The sequence below is a fragment of the Enterococcus sp. AZ079 genome, from assembly GCF_050547255.1.
Lineage (GTDB): Bacteria > Bacillota > Bacilli > Lactobacillales > Enterococcaceae > Enterococcus_D > Enterococcus_D casseliflavus.
Map to the genome: position 1 here is coordinate 962,585 of NZ_CP172955.1, position 19,585 is coordinate 982,169.

20 protein-coding genes are annotated in these 19,585 nt (G+C 42.1%); 16 read left to right on the forward strand and 4 right to left on the reverse strand.

The genetic code is table 11. From position 1 onward, the window contains the following. Window positions 1-12: 12 nt before the first annotated feature. The 3 genes from IGJ15_RS04755 to IGJ15_RS04765 all read left to right on the forward strand — a co-directional run bounded on the left by IGJ15_RS04755 (window position 13) and on the right by IGJ15_RS04765 (window position 3,060). Window positions 13-1,368, forward strand: coding sequence for a PTS galactitol transporter subunit IIC (locus tag IGJ15_RS04755; protein WP_231435164.1), 1,356 nt, complete (start codon window positions 13-15; stop codon window positions 1,366-1,368). 30 nt (window positions 1,369-1,398) lie between these two features. Beyond that, on the forward strand, window positions 1,399-2,547 hold the full coding sequence (gene dgoD / locus IGJ15_RS04760; protein WP_060792348.1) for a galactonate dehydratase: 1,149 nt from the start codon (window positions 1,399-1,401) through the stop codon (window positions 2,545-2,547). A 66-nt stretch (window positions 2,548-2,613) separates the two neighbouring features. Then, window positions 2,614-3,060 (forward strand): hypothetical protein, encoded by a 447-nt coding sequence (locus tag IGJ15_RS04765; protein WP_270792503.1) that lies wholly within the window; start codon window positions 2,614-2,616, stop codon window positions 3,058-3,060. Window positions 3,061-3,203: 143 nt separating this feature from the next. Here IGJ15_RS04765 and IGJ15_RS04770 read toward each other — a convergent pair whose 3' ends face one another. The 3 genes from IGJ15_RS04770 to IGJ15_RS04780 form a co-directional block, all read right to left on the reverse strand. Continuing rightward, entirely contained in the window at window positions 3,204-3,923 is a 720-nt protein-coding gene (locus IGJ15_RS04770; protein WP_231435162.1) for a hypothetical protein, read from the reverse strand. A 114-nt stretch (window positions 3,924-4,037) separates the two neighbouring features. Continuing rightward, entirely contained in the window at window positions 4,038-4,319 is a 282-nt protein-coding gene (locus IGJ15_RS04775; RefSeq protein WP_015510084.1) for a hypothetical protein, read from the reverse strand. Window positions 4,320-4,345: 26 nt separating this feature from the next. Further along, a complete protein-coding gene (locus tag IGJ15_RS04780; RefSeq protein ID WP_376717225.1) occupies window positions 4,346-5,191 on the reverse strand; it encodes an aldo/keto reductase in 846 nt (281 codons plus the stop codon). 163 nt (window positions 5,192-5,354) lie between these two features. On the opposite strand from IGJ15_RS04780, the gene IGJ15_RS04785 reads away from it, so the two are divergent. Further along, window positions 5,355-6,359, forward strand: a complete 1,005-nt coding sequence (locus IGJ15_RS04785; RefSeq protein ID WP_231435160.1) for a nucleoid-associated protein — start codon at window positions 5,355-5,357, stop codon at window positions 6,357-6,359. 195 nt (window positions 6,360-6,554) lie between these two features. Here IGJ15_RS04785 and IGJ15_RS04790 read toward each other — a convergent pair whose 3' ends face one another. Next, window positions 6,555-6,914 (reverse strand): YxeA family protein, encoded by a 360-nt coding sequence (locus tag IGJ15_RS04790; protein WP_231435159.1) that lies wholly within the window; start codon window positions 6,912-6,914, stop codon window positions 6,555-6,557. A 246-nt stretch (window positions 6,915-7,160) separates the two neighbouring features. Between IGJ15_RS04790 and tuf the strand changes: the two genes are divergently transcribed. From tuf to scpB, 12 genes are all read left to right on the forward strand, one after another. Further along, entirely contained in the window at window positions 7,161-8,348 is a 1,188-nt protein-coding gene (gene tuf / locus IGJ15_RS04795) for an elongation factor Tu (protein WP_231435158.1), read from the forward strand. A 216-nt stretch (window positions 8,349-8,564) separates the two neighbouring features. Next, on the forward strand, window positions 8,565-9,194 hold the full coding sequence (locus tag IGJ15_RS04800; protein WP_231435157.1) for a lysozyme family protein: 630 nt from the start codon (window positions 8,565-8,567) through the stop codon (window positions 9,192-9,194). Window positions 9,195-9,352: 158 nt separating this feature from the next. Beyond that, window positions 9,353-11,191, forward strand: coding sequence for a DNA primase (gene dnaG / locus IGJ15_RS04805; protein WP_015510081.1), 1,839 nt, complete (start codon window positions 9,353-9,355; stop codon window positions 11,189-11,191). 23 nt (window positions 11,192-11,214) lie between these two features. Continuing rightward, the gene (rpoD, locus tag IGJ15_RS04810; protein WP_005229298.1) at window positions 11,215-12,321 is read left to right on the forward strand and encodes an RNA polymerase sigma factor RpoD; all 1,107 of its coding nucleotides are present in this window, start codon (window positions 11,215-11,217) and stop codon (window positions 12,319-12,321) included. A gap of 308 nt (window positions 12,322-12,629) precedes the next feature. After that, complete coding sequence (locus IGJ15_RS04815; RefSeq protein WP_231435156.1) at window positions 12,630-14,525, forward strand: cell division site-positioning protein MapZ family protein; 1,896 nt, start codon at window positions 12,630-12,632, stop codon at window positions 14,523-14,525. Between the two features lie 118 nt (window positions 14,526-14,643). After that, window positions 14,644-15,351, forward strand: coding sequence for an AzlC family ABC transporter permease (locus IGJ15_RS04820; protein WP_231435155.1), 708 nt, complete (start codon window positions 14,644-14,646; stop codon window positions 15,349-15,351). After that, window positions 15,344-15,661 carry an AzlD domain-containing protein gene (locus IGJ15_RS04825; protein WP_010749225.1) on the forward strand — a complete coding sequence of 106 codons (318 nt, stop codon included), beginning with the start codon at window positions 15,344-15,346 and terminating at the stop codon, window positions 15,659-15,661. Before IGJ15_RS04820 ends, IGJ15_RS04825 begins: the two co-directional genes overlap by 8 nt. Before the next feature lie 34 nt (window positions 15,662-15,695). Next, window positions 15,696-16,559 carry a CvfB family protein gene (locus IGJ15_RS04830; RefSeq protein ID WP_231435154.1) on the forward strand — a complete coding sequence of 288 codons (864 nt, stop codon included), beginning with the start codon at window positions 15,696-15,698 and terminating at the stop codon, window positions 16,557-16,559. 109 nt (window positions 16,560-16,668) lie between these two features. Then, complete coding sequence (locus IGJ15_RS04835) at window positions 16,669-17,118, forward strand: Fur family transcriptional regulator (protein WP_010749227.1); 450 nt, start codon at window positions 16,669-16,671, stop codon at window positions 17,116-17,118. Window positions 17,119-17,351: 233 nt separating this feature from the next. Then, window positions 17,352-18,242 carry a site-specific tyrosine recombinase XerD gene (gene xerD / locus IGJ15_RS04840; protein WP_128488653.1) on the forward strand — a complete coding sequence of 297 codons (891 nt, stop codon included), beginning with the start codon at window positions 17,352-17,354 and terminating at the stop codon, window positions 18,240-18,242. 14 nt (window positions 18,243-18,256) lie between these two features. Then, window positions 18,257-19,006, forward strand: a complete 750-nt coding sequence (locus tag IGJ15_RS04845) for a segregation/condensation protein A (protein WP_005229314.1) — start codon at window positions 18,257-18,259, stop codon at window positions 19,004-19,006. After that, window positions 18,999-19,583, forward strand: coding sequence for an SMC-Scp complex subunit ScpB (gene scpB / locus IGJ15_RS04850; protein ID WP_005229316.1), 585 nt, complete (start codon window positions 18,999-19,001; stop codon window positions 19,581-19,583). The genes IGJ15_RS04845 and scpB overlap by 8 nt, the downstream gene beginning before the upstream one ends. The last annotated feature ends 2 nt before the right edge of the window (window positions 19,584-19,585 follow it).

Sequence of the window (19,585 nt, forward strand, 5' to 3'; positions counted from 1 at the left end):
GGAGAAAAAAGAATGAATTATGTAATGAATGTATTCAATTTCTTTATTGACGCTGGTCCTACAGTGATGCTTCCTGTCATTATTACAATTATCGGCATGATTTTCGGTTTGAAAATCTCAAGAGCATTTAAGTCTGGGCTAACACTAGGAATCGGATTTGCAGGGATTCGTCTGATTCTGGATTTTATGACAACCAATGTCGGACCAGCAGCCCGTGCTATGGTAGAGCGGACCGGCGTACAGCTGGATGCCTTGGACGTAGGATGGGGCTCAATCGCGGCGGTTACTTGGGCATCTCCAATTATTGCACTGCTTATATTTGCTATATTGATCGTTAATATCATCTTGTTGGTTCTCATAAGAACTCAAACGTTGGATGTTGATATTTGGAATTATCATCATATGGCTATTGTTGGTGTAATGGTTTATTTTGTGACTAAGAACGTAGCGTTAGGTGTGGGCGCATCAGTTGTAATGGCAATTGTCACATTTAAAATGTCTGATTGGTCACAGCCTTTGGTTGAAGATTTTTTTGGAATTCCAGGGGTTTCATTACCCACGGTTTCAGCCTTATCTTCTTTAGTAATTGCATGGCCGTTAAACTGGCTTTTAGACCGCATTCCTCTTTTTCGAAATTCCAAGTTTACCATTAAGGATGCACAAAAATATTTGGGCTTCTTTGGGGACTCTATGATTATGGGCGGTGTCATAGGTATCGCAATCGGCTTTTTAGCTGGCTATGATATCACTCAGATTCTTCAATTAGGGGTTATTATGTCTGCTGTCCTTGTTCTGATACCAAAAATGACCTCTCTTTTTATGGAAGGATTAATGCCTATTTCAGACGCAGCGCAAAAATGGTCTCAAAAGAAATTTAAAGGTCGCCGTTTATTTATTGGACTAGATGCAGCGGTTGTTGTGGGCAATCCAGATGTTATAACAACTGCACTGATTATTATTCCTTTAACAATTGCTATGGCTTTGGTCTTACCCGGAAATCGTGTGTTACCATTTGCCGATTTAGCTGTAGTTCCATTTCGAGTAGCAATGGTTGTTGCATTGACTAGAGGAAACTTGCTGAAAAACATTATTATCGGTTTAGTTGTCACAGCCTCTTTGCTTTGGTGTGGAACAGTCACTTCACCTATTCTAACCGAAATAGCCAAACAGGTAGGGATTGATCTTGGGTCCAGTGCCATGCTTATTTCTTCTTTTGCAGCAACTTCAATGATTCAAAGTTACCTGGTTTTCATTGCATTCACCTATGAACCGATGATTGGTATTCCAGTTCTTCTTCTAGGATTTGGCGGTGTATGGTATTTCTTTGAAGGAATCAAAAAAATTAATCGTGAAGCAGCAATTGAATAAAATATTGTCGAAAAAGAGGAGTAGATTGTTTTGAAAATTTCTAAAATTACAGTATATAAAGTAAAACCCCGCTGGATTTTTGTAAAATTGTCAACAGATGAAGGAATCGATGGCTGGGGAGAGATGATTTCTGGAACAAAAACCGAAACAGTTGTTGCAGGAGCTTATGAGGTAGGGGAAAGATTTCTGTTAGGACAAAACCCGTTTGAGATTGAGCGATTGTTCCAAGAAATGCACCGATCTTTCTTTCGTGGCGGTCCCATACATGGAACAATCGTTTCTGGTCTAGAGATGGCTTTGTGGGATATTAAAGGAAAAGCATTGAATGTTCCTATCTACGAACTATTAGGCGGTGCTGCTCGTGACAGAATCAAAGTATATTCTTGGATCGGCGGTGATCGTCCGGATGATGTCGCAGAGCAAGCACAAGATCGTGTTGACCGTGGGTTTACTGCAGTTAAAATGAACGCAACAGAGGAACTGCACTATATTGACTCTTATGTAAAGATAGAGGAAGTGGTGGAACGTGTCGCTTCGATTAGGGAACGCTTTGGTAATAAATTGGATATTGGAATTGATTTTCATGGGAGAGTCCACAAGCCGATGGCAAAAGTTTTAGCGAAGGCATTAGAACCTTATCATCCAATGTTTTTAGAAGAAGTTGTTCTTCCTGAGAATGAGGAACATTTTAAAGAAGTTGCCCAGCTTGTGGCAACGCCTTTAGCCACTGGGGAGAGACTGTATACTCGCTGGCAGTTTAAAACACTTTTTCAGCAAGGAGCAATAGATGTGATCCAGCCTGATGTGGCATTATGTGGAGGGATCATGGAAATGCGAAAAATAGCTGCCATGGCTGAAGCTTATGACGTGGCTGTTGCCCCGCACGCACCATATGGTCCCGTTGCTTTAGCAGCAACACTGCAAGTTGATTCTTGTACCCCAAATGTTTTTATTCAAGAGCAAAGCTTAGGAATCCATTACAATAAAGGCTTTGATCTGTTAGATTTTGTGAAAAACAAAGAAGTATTTCAGTATAAGGATGGCTATGTAGAATTACCAAGTAAGCCCGGTTTAGGGTTGGAGATGGATGAAGATAGAGTTAGAGATATTTCACAAGAAGGGTTGGTTTGGACCAATCCTAAATGGAAGAACTATGATGGCACTATTGCAGAATGGTAGTCTGAAAGGAAGTTATTCATGGCGGAAGCAATTATGATCAACTTATTTTTACTCGTTCTGTTAGTGATGCAACTCAAAGAGCAGCGCAAAATTCTTTTGCAGGCAAAAGCGAGCTTTATAAAAAAGGCAACTGCTTTCATTCTGTCTGCGCTTCTTTTCGTCATTTTTTTGCCAGATCAGTTGAGTGACCAGTTGAAATTGTTTGCACTGATCGGCTTAGTCTGTTTAGTTGGTTTTTCAAAAGAAGGCTTAGGAGCAGATCAGCTGATCAAACTGGGTGTTTTAAAAGGTGAATATGATCAATATACCGCAATAGAGATTGAACAAACAGTAAATAATCAAACTTTTGTAACCTTTTATAAAAGCAAAAATAGCCGCTTCTCGCTTTTATTTTCAGAGTCACCGCAAATCTTGGCAGAGTACTTCAGTTTATTGAAGAAGGAAGAGAAGCTAGTGTTTAAGGAAGAAGGATTGACGCAAAAGAAGCAAAGGAATACTAAAGTATCCCATTAATTTCGTTTGTGGAGAAGGACAAATTTAATAAATTGTGGTAATCCTTACTGATTTTAAGCAAAGAGTAAAAATCAATCAGCTATATTTTTATTCACATCGTCGGGTTATAAAAAACTGGGAGAATGAACCATTCTCCCAGTTTTTTATCGTTTCGAAATCGCCGTGTGGGCATACGCCTCGATCAATGGAATGACTTCTAATTTTACTTTGTATTTGCGCTCTAGCGCAGTTTCGATGGTAAAAGTATCACTTTCTGTTTCAGAAATCGTTGCTAGAACACGATCTTCTTTCGGGGAAGCTTCGATCACGATCGTTTCTCCTGAAGATTGTTTGGCAGAAAATTTAGGGAATGCTGCGATTTTTTCAGCAAATGCTGAAAAAGTCATTGTGTTGTCAGCAGTATCAGCCATTGTTTCAGTTGCTTTTTCTACTTCTTTAGTTGATGCAGAGGTAGTCGGTGCAGCCGCTTCAGCTGGTGTTGATTCTTCCTTCACTTTCGCTGGTTCTTTTGCAGGAGCGGGTGCCGTACTTTCTTGCGGATTGGTCGGCAACCAGTAAGCAGCGATCTCATCGACTAAGTTATCGCTGAAACGATCAAGCAAACCAGCTTCTAAGCGTTGGATTCGTTTCACGACGATCTTGAAGTTCTCATCTAAAGGAACAGCGATTTTTTGTTCTTTTGGCGTTTCCTTCAACAATTCAATCAATAATTCCTCTTGGTTTTTAGGATTGATATACACAGTCGTCGGAAGGTCAAACTTATCTGCTGTTTTGCGCTCGATCGCTGTAAACAACTGTTGTCGAGCTGTTTCATAAGACGGGCGGAATTGTTGTTTCAATTTTGCTAATTGTTTCTTTTTCATAATCTTCTCCTCTCGATCACTATCGATTATAAGGAAAATTTGCAGAAAAGAACAGTGATTCTCATGAAAAAATACAAAAAAATTTATATACTTCCTGAAAAAACACCAACGCTGCTAAAAAAGCGGCGCTGGTGTTTCTACTAGATCATTGATTTGATGGTACTTGGGCATCAGGACCAAAAGGTCATTTTCTCCAGTTGCGACTAAGTAGTTTTCCCAAAGAAAAAAGCGTGGTTCCCCAGTAAGTTTCTCGGTCAGCATCTGCTGATAGTCGCTGGTCGTCCATTGACGTGCTGGAAAGTGTTGGACTTTGTCTGGCCAAACGAGAAAAACAAAATCAGCATGTAAGGCTTTTTGAACAGCAGGGGAGAGATGATTCAAATCAGTTTTTTTCATAGGCTTCTCCTTTATAGAGAGTGAAATTAAAACCCTGTCGTATCTGGATTGGTCGCTTTCCCAACCACACCATCTAATTGATCGATCGTTTTCATGTCCTCTTCAGATAGCTCAAAATCAAAGACGTGAATGTTTTCTTCGATCCGACTTGGTGTGACTGATTTTGGTAATGGCAAGAAACCATGTTGTAAAGACCAGCGTAATGCAACTTGAGCGATTGATTTTTGATGCTTTTCAGCTAATGTTTTCATTTCTGGTACATCAAAGATCTTCCCAGTACCTAATGGGCTGTATGCTTCAAGCAATACATCGTGTTCTTGGGAATAAGTCACGACTTCTTCTTGTAACTCGCCAGGTGCAAGGAAAATTTGATTGACCATTGGGAAGATAGTCGCTGTTTTTTTCAATTCTTCAAAATGATGTGGTAAGAAGTTGCTGACGCCGATCGCTTTGATTTTGCCTGCTTGATACAACTCTTCAAAAGCACGCCATGTTTCTGCGTTCGCTGTTTGCCAATTGTCGCGAAAAGCCACTGGATTTGGCCAATGGATCAAGAAAAGATCGATATAGTCTGTTTGTAATTTTTCTAAAGATTCTTCAAAAGAGGACATCACAAGATCATAAGAATGGTTCGCATTCCATAATTTTGTAGTCAAGAAAAGCTCTTCGCGGGGAATGCCGCTTTCTTTGATCGCTTGACCAACACTGGCTTCGTTTTTATAGCCTTGTGCTGTATCAATATGGCGGTAACCTACTTCTAGTGCTTTTTTGACTGATGCTACGGCAACGTCGCCGTCTGGTGTTTGCCATGTGCCAAAGCCTAGCTCAGGGATGGTCACATTGTTTGATAACGTATAGCTGTTCATGTTCATTCCTCCGTTTTCTGTGATACTTCTAGTTTAGCAGACGAGGCAGGAATTTCCAATGATTGCACCTTTTAAAAAGAAAGCGAATGTTGAAGGAAAATGCCGATTCGCTCTTGTCAGTTCGCCTATTTATTTTGTACACTAGACAAATGGATAAGGAGCGTAACCAATGGATATTTATTTGAAACATGCGATTTTACACATTGTGGACCGTCAAACAGGCGATCCAGTTTTTTCTCAAGTTGAACTTGATTTAACAACGGAATACATTCGTGATTATTTGACGAAGAAAATACAGAAACTTGCTACACCGCAAACCAAAACAGGTCGTTTACTCGAAACTTCAACGATCGCTCAATTGGTCAAACAAGCACCAGACGACTTTATCGCAGCCAGTGAATCGATCGTGCAACGCTGGTATGAAGCGTACAAGGAAAGTGAAGATGCGCCAAGTGCGGATGCGTTTGTCGTCTTATATGAATTAGATACAAGAATGCAGCTGGCTTTTTTGAAGGTCAATTATCAAGATGGCTATACGCATTTTATTGATAATGGGGAGGCTGGGATCGAAAATAATTTGATTTTGCATCGTGCCTTACTAGCAGGTAAAACCCAAAAGGCAGATGAAGGGATCACGATCGATGTGGAGAGCTTAGACTTTGAACTGATTGAAAAGAAATATAGCTTTTCAGGTGAAAAATACGCCTACTTTTCAACAAAAGTCATTGATGCCGAACCGATCCCATCTTTAGAAGAAAATGTCAAAGTCATCAAAAAAGTAGCCGAAAAAATTGGTCAGAAATTTGAAACACCCACCTATAACGTTGTTGCCGATTTGAAAGAAGCGGTCTACGACACGATCGAAGAGTCTGGTCATATCGATGTGAGTGAAGTGGCGCAAAAAGTCTTTAAAGACAATATTACTGCTCAGCTTTCATTTCAAGAAGAAGTGGTTGAAAAAGGATTCGTCAATCAAGCACCGATGATGCGGGATGTTCGTGAGATCTCGGAGAAAAAATTTGGTAAGCAAAAACTAAAATTATCGAATGGAATCGAATTGATCGTTCCTTTGGATGTTTACCGAGATCCGAATTTGATCGAATTTATCAATAATCCCGATGGCACGATTTCCGTAACGATCAAAAATGTAGAAGAAGTGATTAATCGGATGTAACAAGAGCTGTTTCTAAGCAGACGATGGCAGAACAAGTACAAAAAAGCGGCTCTTTGTCAATAATGAAAATGGAGCTGAAGAATCAATTCTGATTCATCAGGCCCATAAATTATAGAGCACAAAAAGCAGGGCGTCCTCATTTAGAAAGAGGACGCCCTGCTTTTTTACAGACGCTTGCTTGATCGACAGCAGCAATTATTGAGGGGTCAACTTTTCAAGAGCCGCTTGAGGAACGTCTTCTTCAGAAACTTCTTCCCAGCTTATAACGCCTTTGTTTGGATTGACCAATAGTTTCAAATAGGCGCCTTCTTTCAAAGGAGCGGAACGGTGTTCATTCATTTTGACCGTTTTGACGTCACCAGAGGCGCTGTAGGCTGTTTGTGTATAACGATAGATGTTTTCAACGACCCCCTCTTCACTGACTTCGGTATCGTGTTCCCCCGCATCGTTGATAACTGTATAGTAGTCACTTCCACCATAGTAATAGTCATAAGTAAGGAAGCAGCCGCCAAGAAAAATTGCTGTAAAAACCAGCGCTGCAATGATTTTCTTCACATTTCTCACCTCATCTTCTATTATTCATAAAAACTAGGCTTGCGTCCAATGGATCACAAAAAGCAAAGAAATTCTTAGGGATTAGCTGCCGAGTCCTCTTGCTTGACTTTGACTAATTTTGACCTATAATAAGGGTAGATTTAAACTTACAAAAAATAAGTTAATCCTTATCTCTTTGGAAGCGTAAATCGCAAAAATATGATTCGAGTCAACCAACGACTCAACTTTCTCTAGGAGGGAAACAATATGGCAAAACAACATTATGATCGTAGCAAACCCCATGTTAATATCGGAACGATAGGACACGTCGACCATGGGAAAACAACCTTGACTGCTGCTATTACCACAGTTCTTGGGAAAAAAGGACTTGCCAATCCGCAAGATTACGCAAGTATCGACGCGGCTCCTGAGGAACGCGAACGTGGTATCACCATCAATACTGCTCATGTGGAATATGAAACGGAAAAACGGCACTATGCCCATATCGATGCACCGGGACACGCGGATTATGTGAAAAATATGATTACAGGGGCTGCTCAAATGGACGGTGCAATCTTGGTCGTATCAGCGACAGATGGCCCAATGCCACAAACACGGGAGCATATTTTGCTTTCTCGTCAAGTGGGTGTGAAACATTTGATCGTCTTTTTGAATAAGACGGACCTTGTCGATGATGACGAGTTGATCGATTTAGTTGAAATGGAAGTCAGAGAATTGCTGACTGAATATGATTTTCCTGGCGACGACATTCCTGTGATCAAGGGCTCTGCGTTAAAAGCCTTGGAAGGGGACCCAGATGCTGAAGCAGCGATCTTAACGCTGATGGATACAGTAGATGAATATATCCCAACGCCTGAACGTGATACAGACAAACCATTATTGTTACCAATCGAAGATGTCTTTTCGATTACAGGACGGGGAACCGTTGCTTCTGGTCGGATTGATCGTGGCATGGTAAAAGTCGGGGATGAAGTAGAGATCGTCGGAATCAAACCTGAAACACAAAAAGCAATTGTCACTGGGGTAGAAATGTTTCGCAAAACGATGGACTTTGGCGAAGCTGGCGATAACGTAGGGGTATTGTTACGGGGGATCACCCGTGATGAAATTGAACGTGGCCAAGTGTTAGCAAAACCAGGTTCCATCACACCACATACGAAATTCCAAGCAGAAGTCTATGTGTTGACGAAGGAAGAAGGCGGTCGCCATACCCCATTCTTTAATAACTATCGCCCACAATTTTACTTCCGTACAACGGACGTAACTGGGAATATCGTTTTACCAGAAGGAACGGAAATGGTGATGCCTGGTGACAACGTAACGATCGATGTGGAATTGATCCATCCGATCGCTGTAGAAAATGGAACGACCTTCTCCATTCGTGAAGGTGGACGAACAGTTGGTTCTGGTATCGTGACCACGATCGAAAAATAAAAAATAGTGAAACAGTGCTTCCATTATCTGAAGGAGCACTGTTTCCTTTTTTCATGTCAAACCATCAACAATCCCTCCATCAGCTTAGGATTGCTTGTTTTTTTCTAAATAATCTTGTGATTTTATTAAGGATTTTTTAGGAGAGAAAAAATTCTAGTCAGCCTGTTCATTTCATAGTACGATAGATTCTGACTTAGAAAAGATGGGATGTATTTGATGAGAAAAATTCGACGTTTCCTAGGATTTGTACTGAAGCTTGCGCTCTTGCTGCTGCTGATCGGAGCAGGGGTTTGGGGCTATCGAAATTACACGGCATTGAAAGCTGTCTATGCGTATGAAGAGGAAATCGCACAGCAGACACAAGCCCACGACATCTCTGAATATCAGTCTTTAGCAATGAGTATCATGCTGACGGAGTCAAAAGGACAAGGCAATGACCCGATGCAAAGTTCTGAAAGTGTATATGGAAAACAAAATCAATTTGATACGCCAGAACAAAGCATCGAACAAGGGGTTTCTTATTTAGCCGAGTTGATCGAAAAAGCCGAGCAAATGAACTGTGATCTTTGGACCGCAGTCCAGGCTTATAATTTTGGGACAGATTATATTGATTATGTCGCTGAACGGGGTGGCATGAACACCTTAGAATTAGCAGAAACATATTCCAGAGAGGTTTTATCCCCGTTGTTAGGCAATGATACAGAACAAACCTATCGTTATTGGGGCATCCAATCCGTTTTTTATAATGGTGGTCACTTGTATCATAACGGCGGCAATTTATTCTACGCTGATTTAATAAAAATGAATCAATGGAAGATCAATGTTACGGCGCGTTTCTTTTCATAAGCGTTGTAAAATAAGTGAAACAAAAAAGCTTGAAATACAAATAAAATATGGTAAAATCATTATGAGTGATTCTGTCTAATTATTCTTCGCACTGATATCTATTAGTGCGTTTTTTTACCTAGTAAACCGATGAATACTTACCAAATGGAGGTGAGTGGATGGCACGAATTCCTCAAACGGTCATTGACGACATTCGCGAACGTAGCAATATCGTCGATATCGTGGGACAGTATGTCCAGTTAAAGAAGTCTGGAAAAAATTATTTTGGTTTGTGTCCGTTCCATAATGAAAAATCACCTTCTTTTTCCGTTGCAGAGGACAAACAAATTTTTCATTGCTTTGGTTGTGGTCGTGGTGGAAATGTGTATGGTTTCTTACAGGAGCTTGAAGGGATCAGTTTTCCAGAAGCAGTCGTCAAAGTAGCAGAAATGAACGATATTCCTCTTGATCCGCAATATCAGCAGTCTGAAGGCATCAATGAAGCGACCTCACAAACGAGTCAATTGATTGCGTTACATGAAAAAGCCGCCGAAGTCTATCATCACATGTTGGTGAATACGGCTGCTGGACAAGAAGCGCTTGATTATTTATTAGATCGTGGCTTGACGATGGCACTGATCGAAGAGTTCAATATTGGCTTTGCACCGAATGAACGCTCGTTTTTGGAGAAAGTTTTTTTGAATGAAAAAGCCAAAGCAGAGTTTTTTCCTGATACAGGACTCTTTGTTCAGCGCAACGATGGCTCACTGGCGGATCGCTTTTACCAGCGAATCATGTTTCCGATCCGCAATCCTCAGGGAAAAACGATTGGTTTTTCTGGTCGTTGGTTAGCAAGCGAAAAAGTCGGTGATCAAGACCAACCAAAATATTTAAATAGTCCTGAAACGATTCTTTTCAATAAACGCGAGGTTCTTTTCAACTTTGACAAAGCGCGACGAGCGATGCGTAAAGATGGCCAAGTGTATTTATTTGAAGGATTTATGGACGTGATCGCCGCTTGGCAAGCAGGGATCGAAAATGGGATCGCCTCGATGGGGACCAGCCTGACCAATCAGCAGATCGCCCACATCGAGCGAGTGGCACAAGAAGTGATTCTTTGTTACGATGGAGATAGTGCAGGGGTTGAAGCCACGAACCGTGGGATCGATCTTTTGCAAAACAATAGCCGCTTGAAATTATCTGTGGTTCGAGTGCCGGAACGGATGGACCCAGATGACTATTTGCGCAAATATGGGACAGAAGCTTTTTATAAATTAGCTGTACATGGGAAAGAAACCGTCTTTGCTTTCAAAATGGATTACCATCGAGCGAATCGAAATTTGGCCAATGAGAAAGAGCAGCTAGATTATGTCCAAGTAGTATTAAAAGAATTACAGCGGGTGGATTCTTTGCTGGAGCAAGACCGTTATTTGACTCAGTTGTCCACAGAGTTCAACTTGAGCCGTGAGACCTTGCAGCAGCAGCTCAAGCAAAACCGGCAAGAGCAGCAGCCGCGGCAAGATGCACCGCCGCCAGCGCCAACAACCAATAATCCTATGGTCTTTACGCCGCCAACGCGGCAACAGCCCAAAACACAGGTAGAAAAAGCACAAGAATTATTATTGTACCGTTTGTTTCATGACAGTACGTTAAACCATCGCTTTCGAGCGAGTGGCATATCCTTTATCCATGATCGTTACCAACAGCTTTATCTGCTGTTTGATGCGTATATGGAAACAGAAGAACACTTTGTTTTAGCAAAGTTCTTAGATTTTTTAAAAGAAGATTCAATGAAAAAAATGGTGATCGATATTGCAGATCTTAAAGCTTCTGAGGAAGGGACTGAACAAGAATTTCAGGACATTCTGCAGGTATTTCAAAAGTCGGGCATTGCTGAAGAAATCAATCAAAAACGAATCCAGCAGCAAGAAGCAAGACAAAAAGGAAACCAGCAATTAGAACTTGAACTTGCGATCGAAATCATTGATTTGACCAAACGGTTGAAACAAGCTAAATAGCGAACTGAAAGGGGCTTTCTTTCATGGCAGAAGAAACAAAAAAAACGTATGACAAAGCAGTTGCCGAATACATCCGAGAAAACAAAACAAAGGGGCAAGTTGTTTACGATGACATTACGAATCGTTTAGCAACGCCGTATACTTTGGATGCTGATGCAATGGACAAATTAATTCAAAAACTGGAGGATTCAGGCATCAGTGTCGTGGATGAAAATGGAGAGCCTTCAGTCCATAGTCTAAAGAGCAATGAAAAACGACAAGAAACACAACCTCAAGAAGATCTGTCTGCACCAACTGGTGTGAAAATCAATGACCCCGTTCGGATGTACTTGAAAGAAATCGGTCGTGTGCCGTTATTGACCGCAGAAGAAGAAGTGGCGCTCGCACTGAAAATCGAAGAAGGCGATCAAGAGGCAAAACAGCGTTTGGCAGAAGCCAACCTACGTTTGGTCGTTAGTATTGCCAAACGTTATGTGGGTCGAGGAATGCAATTCCTTGATTTGATCCAAGAAGGAAACATGGGCTTGATGAAAGCCGTTGAGAAATTCGACTACCGCAAAGGGTTCAAATTCTCGACCTATGCGACCTGGTGGATCCGTCAAGCGATCACCCGTGCGATCGCTGACCAAGCGCGAACCATTCGTATTCCTGTGCATATGGTGGAAACCATCAACAAATTGATCCGTATTCAACGGCAATTGCTGCAAGACTTAGGGCGCGAACCGACACCAGAAGAAATCGGCGCAGAAATGGATCTGCCGACGGAAAAAGTTCGTGAAATCTTGAAGATCGCTCAAGAACCTGTTTCATTAGAAACACCGATCGGTGAAGAAGACGATTCTCATCTAGGTGATTTTATTGAAGACCAAGATGCCACAAGTCCAGCAGAGCATGCGGCTTATGAGCTGTTGAAAGAGCAGCTAGAAGATGTACTGGATACGTTGACTGACCGTGAAGAAAACGTGCTGCGCTTGCGTTTCGGAATCGATGATGGTCGTACTCGGACATTAGAAGAAGTCGGCAAAGTCTTTGGGGTAACGAGAGAACGGATTCGTCAGATCGAAGCAAAAGCATTACGGAAACTACGCCATCCATCTCGTTCAAAACAATTGAAAGATTTCTTAGAATAATCAAGGTTTATCGACTTTCCAAAGGAACCCTTTGGAAAGTCTTTTTTATTCAGATTCTGTCCTCTCGACACAAGATTGGTAAAGAACTTAATAAAAACGTAACCAAGCAAGTGTTGGCTAATTGCCAAGAATGTGATAAATTTAATTTTGTGCATCTGCATCAAAACGTAACAAACAACGAAGTGTCAAAAAAGACCCATTATTTGCTGGTCTAAAAAAAGAAGCAGTAGGTACAGCAAGCGTCTGATGAAAGAGGCGACTGCTTCATAAAAGGAAATGCAAAAAACAAAAGGAGTCAGTTTGAATCAATGAAGAAGACATGTCCTGAATGTGGATTTCAAGCAATAGAAGAAACACCCGTTTGTCCCAATTGCGGGTTCCAATGGAACCAGGCAAAGGAGAATGAACTGGAACCAACATCTGACTCTTCCGTTACGCCAGAAGAGCCACAGAATAAAAATGATGATATTCGCTGGTCAGACTTTAAAAACGTCCCGATCGGAAAAATGGAGGAGCACTTAGGTGATCGGCCATCCTCAAATGAAGAAACGATCGACCTCGCGCAGCAAGGGACTTTTTCCGATGAGCAACATGTAACCCCCACATCAGCCTCTAAGAAAGAAGCTGAGGAAAAAACGGAAGTAGAAAGTTCTAGCGCAACGCAAGAGCATGCGACATCAGCCAGTGAGGAAGCAAGTGAAACCGATGCATTAAGTACGGAGGAACAGCATGACGCTGATATTTTGGCTGCTTATATCCGCCAACACAAACTTGATGAAGAAGAAAAAGCCGCTGCTCTAGAAGCAGAAGCCGCCACTGATGATTTGTCTGCTACTGAAGAAGAAAGTCAGGAACAAGCCAGTGAGGAACCTCTACTGATAAGCGAAGATGAACCAGTGACGGATCCAGTCATTGAAGAAGCGAAGAAGCAGCCAGAACCAGTGATCGATCCAATTCCTGAGCCGATCACCGCAGCGGATGAAGCACCGAAAAAGGCGACTACTGAAGAAAAAACGTCGACGCCTAGCGAAAAAAAGAAGAGTCCTCGCAAAGCACTCTATATTACAGCGGCTTGTTTATTAGTGGCAGCTGGTGGCGGTTGGGCGTATTACTATCAACAGCAGCAACAAGAAACAGCCCGAGAAACGCAACTGGCGCAGGAAAACCGTACACTCGATCAAATTGAAAATGAGCTGAATGATTTTTATACAAATGATGAACGAGTGTTCATTAAAAACGACAAAACATCAGAACAGCTGACGGCTGTGACGAATCAGTTGGCAGAGTTTCAAGACCATGAACGGTACGATGCCTTGTCACAAGAAGCTGCGACGATCGCTGACAAACTAGCAACTTTGACCGAGATCAACAGCTATTTTAGCAGTCCTGCCGTTGTGGAAGATCAATTGGAAGAAGTCTCATTGAAAGAAGCGGCTGCCGTCACAATGGCGAAGCGTGAGAACGGGGATGCCTTTGATGAGTTGATCAATCAAGCCATCGACATGGGACAAAAAGAGTTCAGTGCGATCGAGGAAGTTCAAAATGCGGTGAAGAGCATGGTGGCTTTAAGTGGTGATGGTGAAGCACCTGCAAGTGTCACCCGTGAGAACTACAATGCCTTGATGAAAAAAGTCCAAGCTTTACCGATCGATTCATTGGTGGAAAGTCTCACTGCTGATCTGCGCAAAGTCGATACTGCGTTGACGAAGCGTGAAACCGCTACGCAAGAAGCAGCGGCACAACAACAAGCGGCCCAAGAAGCAGCACAAGCGGCGGCTTCTGAGAACACCGCTTCCGCTTCAAGCGGCGGTTCTACAAGCGCTGCGACGCCTGCACAAAGCACGTCTGAAGAAGAGTATGTGCTTTCGCCAAATACGCCAACAAATACCAATAATCAGCCAATTATTCCAGCCCGTCAAAGTGATTTGAATGATGTAAACAATAGCGCTTGGGTGTGGGCAGATGGTGTCCAAGAAAAAATCATTGCCACAGCGATTGCCCGTGGTTACGTGGTTGATGGTGGTTATACTTTTGAACGCGTGCGGATCGTCAACGGCGAAGGCTATTACAATTTTTATGCGACAAATGCCCAAGGCAGCTTGCTTAAAGGAACGGATGATTCAGCGTTCCCGCTATACTTATTTACGGTAAACGCCAAAACTGGCTATTTCAGAGGCAATGGGAACGATCACACCGTTCGCTAAGTCTCCTGAGTCACTAGAAAACTTTCAGAGTTATTACATGCACATGTGAAAAATACTTGTTTCCCCTCCCTGTTTTCGATATGATGAAAGATAATCGTTCAAACAGGGAGGTTTTTTTGTGCAGAAAATAGAAAGATATGATCGCTTTGAAGATGGGGTCATTGCTTGTGTACCAACGATTCTTGGGTACTTAGGGATTGGTTTTGCGATGGGGGTCGTAGGAAAAGGTGTTGGGTTGTCGATTCTTGAAATTATTTTAATGTCTATTATTGTCTATGCAGGCAGTGCTCAATTTATTATTTGTGCATTACTCGCGATTCAAGCACCTTTCATGACGATCGTCGCAACCGTCTTTTTAGTGAATTTACGACATTTCTTAATGAGCTTATCAGTGGCTTCCTATTTTAAAAAGACTCCTTTGCTTTCTGCTATTGGGATTGGGACGCTTTTGACTGATGAGTCCTATGGCGTTTTGACGACGGCACTGCAACAAGACAAACCAGTCACAGCGAAATGGACCCATGGGTTGAACGTGATGGCGTATTTGAGTTGGATCTTCGCAACCTTTTTGGGCGGACTATTAGGCTCGTTTATTCCAGATCCAGAAGCGTTAGGCTTAGATTTTGCCTTGGTAGCCATGTTTGTTGGTCTTTTTTTATTTCAAGTAGAGCGACCCCTCAAGAAGAAAACCCAGCAAACGCTCTTCGTACTCGGGGCAGTTGTGGGGACATTGATTTTATTTATGCGTTTTTCTACTGCTGAGATCGCGGTAATTGCTGCGACCTTGGCAGGATGTTTGGTTGGGACGGTGACACATCATGACTAATTTTGTTATACTAATGCTAGCATGTGGGTTGGTTACTTGGATTCCGCGGATCGTTCCTTTTTTATTTTCTAAAAAGCTCGTATTTCCGAAACCTTTCACCATCTTTTTGAGTTACTTGCCGTTGTGTATTTTGGCGGCATTGTTGGTTCAAAATTTGCTGATCTTTCGAGAAGGGCAATTTCCCATCTTGAAAGTCAAAGAAACTGTTGCCTGTATCCCAGCATTGTTGGTGGGGTATTATACAAAAGATTTGATGAAGATCGTTATCACAGGCGTTATTGCTATGGCACTGCTGCGTTTCTTTTTCTAGCAACGGGCAGTTTTTATGAAGAAGGAGAGAATAGATGAAAGACTTATTAGCATCCGTATTTAGCGGATTGATCATTGATGAAAATGAACAGAATTATTTTGTTCAAAAAGGCGGGGTTACCTTCCGACTAGCCAAGGAAGAAGGCGAACATCATTTAGGTGAAGCCGTCGAAGGGTTTGGCTATCAAAACCAAAAGCAAGAAAATGTACTCACTACGAATATTCCGAAAAGCCGCAAAGGGCATTATGCCTTTGGTACAGTCACAGGAAGCCGTCGCGACTTAGGCGTTTTCGTCGATATCGGTTTAAAAGACAAGGACATGGTGGTTTCATTAGATGAATTGCCAACAATGCGGGAACTTTGGCCCAAAAAAGGCGATCGTTTGATGGTCAGCTTGCGCGTCGACGACAAAGAGCGTATATGGGCTTCGTTAGCAGATGAGAAAATCTTCAAGGCACTGAGTAAGAATGGTACGGAACAGATGAAGAATCAAGATGTTACAGGTACCGTGTATCGCTTAAAACTAGCGGGAACCTACTTGTTGACGGATGATTTTTATATTGGCTTTGTCCACCCATCAGAGCGCTATCAAGAGCCGCGTCTTGGGGAAGTTGTCAAAGGACGAGTGATTGGGGTTCGTCCAGATGGCGTCTTGAACCTTTCGTTGAAACCAAGAGCCCACGAGGCGATTTCAAATGATGCCGCCATGGTCCTAACCTTTTTAGAACGAGCACCAGAAAATAAAATTCCTTTCACCGATAAATCAGCACCAGAAGAGATTTTACAAACATTTGGTATTAGTAAAGGCCAATTTAAACGGGCGTTAGGAACCTTGATGAAACAGCGTTTGGTTGAGCAAAAAGACGGCTTTACGATTCTTGTTAAAAAACCTAATTGAGAATACTTGTTTCTTTTGCTGTTCTAATTTATAATGATTACAATGTTTGTCTTGGGTGATTCTCACTCAAATTAGAATCGTTATAAATTAGCGGCATACGGAGGCAACTATGAACACAACAGCAGCGTTAAAAAAGACCAAGAAACAATTGCACGAGTCGGGGTTCAAATTAACTCCTCAGCGAGAAGCGACGTTGTTGGTCTTATTAGAAAATGAGAAAGATCATTTATCCGCCGAAGAGATTTTCTTCTTTGTGCGCAAAAAAAATTCTGAGATTGGCTTAGCAACCGTCTATCGAACATTGGAGATTTTGACGGATTTGAAAATCGTCGATAAAGTCAGCTTTAATGACGGTGTCGCTCGTTATGACCTACGTAAAGAAGGCGCCAAACATTTCCATCATCATTTGTTGTGTTTGGAATGCGGCAATATCGAAGAGGTTGAAGAGGATCTGTTGGGCAGTGTCGAAGAGATCGTCGAACAAAAGTACCATTTTTTAGTGAAGGATCATCGGTTGACATTTCATGGTGTCTGCCAAAAATGCCAAAACAAAGCCTAGTGTCTGTAGCTGGGCAATTTGAAAAGATTTTTTTATCACCCGAATGATAGTCAGATGGTTTCAATAGGAAGAGAGCTATTTTTTCCGATTTGAAAGAAACCAAAAAATCTGCTATGATTCGGGTGTTTCCTTTGGCAAAAGATACGGGTAGATGCCTCTTTTTTGTTGGCAAGCTACTATCTAAACGAGCCAGAATTTGATATGATAAAAAAGCTGAAAGTAGAGGAAGCCCCATGAACGAACAAATTATTGATTATCTTCATTATTTGACCATTGAGCGCGGGCTATCCCAAAATACCCGTGCCAGCTACCAGCGGGATCTGCAACAGTATCTTGCATTTTTACAAAAAAAACAAGTGACGCAGTGGCAACAGATCGACCGAGTGATCGTTTTGTCTTTTTTGCAAAGTCTGCAAGAGGCGGGAAAATCCTCGGCAACCGTGATTCGGATGGTTTCCAGTTTGCGAAGATTCCATCAATATTTGCGTCAAGAACGGTTGACAGATCATGATCCGATGCAGCATATTGATTCGCCGAAAAAACAGCAGAAGCTACCTGATACTTTGAGTTTGCAGGAAGTGGAGCGCTTGATCGAAACACCAGATACTCGAGCGGTGTTGGGTATTCGTGATCGAGCGATTTTGGAAGTGATGTATGCGACAGGCTTGCGCGTCAGCGAGTTGATCGGTTTGAAATTGAATGATTTGCATTTAAGTATGGGCTTGTTGCAAACAACCGGGAAAGGCGACAAAGAACGGATCGTCCCACTAGGGGATTTAGCGATTCAATGGATCGAAACATATCTCAGCGATGCACGTCCGTATTTGACGAGAAAAACACCGGATGAAAGCCACCTGTTTGTAAACAACCATGGCAGGCAGCTGTCTCGTCAAGGAATCTGGAAAAATTTAAAAGCCTTGGTTCGACAAGCTGGGATCACCAAAAATGTGACTCCCCATACGCTGCGCCATAGTTTTGCGACTCATCTATTAGAAAACGGCGCAGATCTGCGAACGGTTCAAGAGCTGTTAGGACACGCAGATATCTCGACCACTCAGATTTACACGCATATAACGAAGAAACGGATGACGGAAGTGTACAAGCAGCACTTTCCGCGCGCCTAGAAATCGAGGATGGAATGGAAGAAATCAAAATAAAATTAGCTGTCTTTGAAGGACCGTTGGATTTGCTGCTTCATTTGATCAAAAAACTGGAAATCGATGTTTATGACATTCCAGTTGCAACCATCACCGAACAATACATGCAGTATATCCATGCCATGAAAATTTTAGAATTAGAAGTCGCTGGTGAATATTTAGTCATGGCGGCAACTCTGATGGCGATCAAAAGCCAGATGCTGTTACCGAAACAAGAGCTGATTGCTGAAGTGGAAGAGTACGAAGAAGATCCACGGGATATGCTGGTGGCACAGCTGCTAGAATACCGCAAATTTAAGTATGCAGCCGAACAGCTTTCCGAAAAAGCGGAAGAGCGCAGTTTGTATTATACGAAAGATCCGATGGATGTCGATGAATACAAAGAGGAAGAAGATCAGTTAAGAGCCAATCAATTCAATACGATCGATCTCTTTTTGGCTTTTCAAAAAATGATCGAGAAAAAGAAAAATCGCCAAGTGCTAGAAACCAAAATTTCTCCTGATGAAAGCACCATCGATGAAAAGATGGCGGCGATTCAGCTGGAGATGCAGCATGTCAGTGCCAAAAAAGGCCGCAGCTTTGATTCGTTTTTTACGACCTACAATAAAACAGAAGTTGTGGTAACTTTTATGGCACTATTAGAATTAATGAAAAAAGGAACGATTCGAGTAGAGCAAACAGACAATTATGCGTCGATTCTGCTCTATCCAACAGGTAAAGAAGATGAGTAAATATAGTGAATTAGAAGCGATCTTATTCGTCGTCGGTGATGAGGGGATCGGACTTGAAGAATTGAGTTACTTAGTCAAAAGCAATACTGCCAGTGTCTATCAGCATTTGCAGGAACTAAATCAGCAATATGAAGAAAATGAACATACTGCGTTGCATATTCTTGAAGTGGGCAATCATTTCATTTTGACCACCAAGAAACAATTTGCCCCTTTATTGAAGAAATATGCTGAATCACCGATGGGCAGCTCGTTGTCTCAGGCCGCTTTAGAAACGTTGTCGATCATTGCTTACAAGCAACCGATCACTCGGATGGAAGTAGAAGAGATCCGCGGCGTCCAATCCAGCGGTTCGGTTCAAAAATTGGTGGCAAAACGACTGATTGAAGAAAAAGGCCGCGTTGACGGACCAGGACGAGCGATCCTATATGGTACGACGGAATACTTTATGGATTATTTTGGCTTAAAAAGTTTGGCTGAATTACCCGATATCCAATCCATGGAAGATGAACTTGAAGAAGATGCACCGTTTGATCTTTTTTACGACCGCTACAAACAAGCAGAAACAGAAGGAGAATGAAG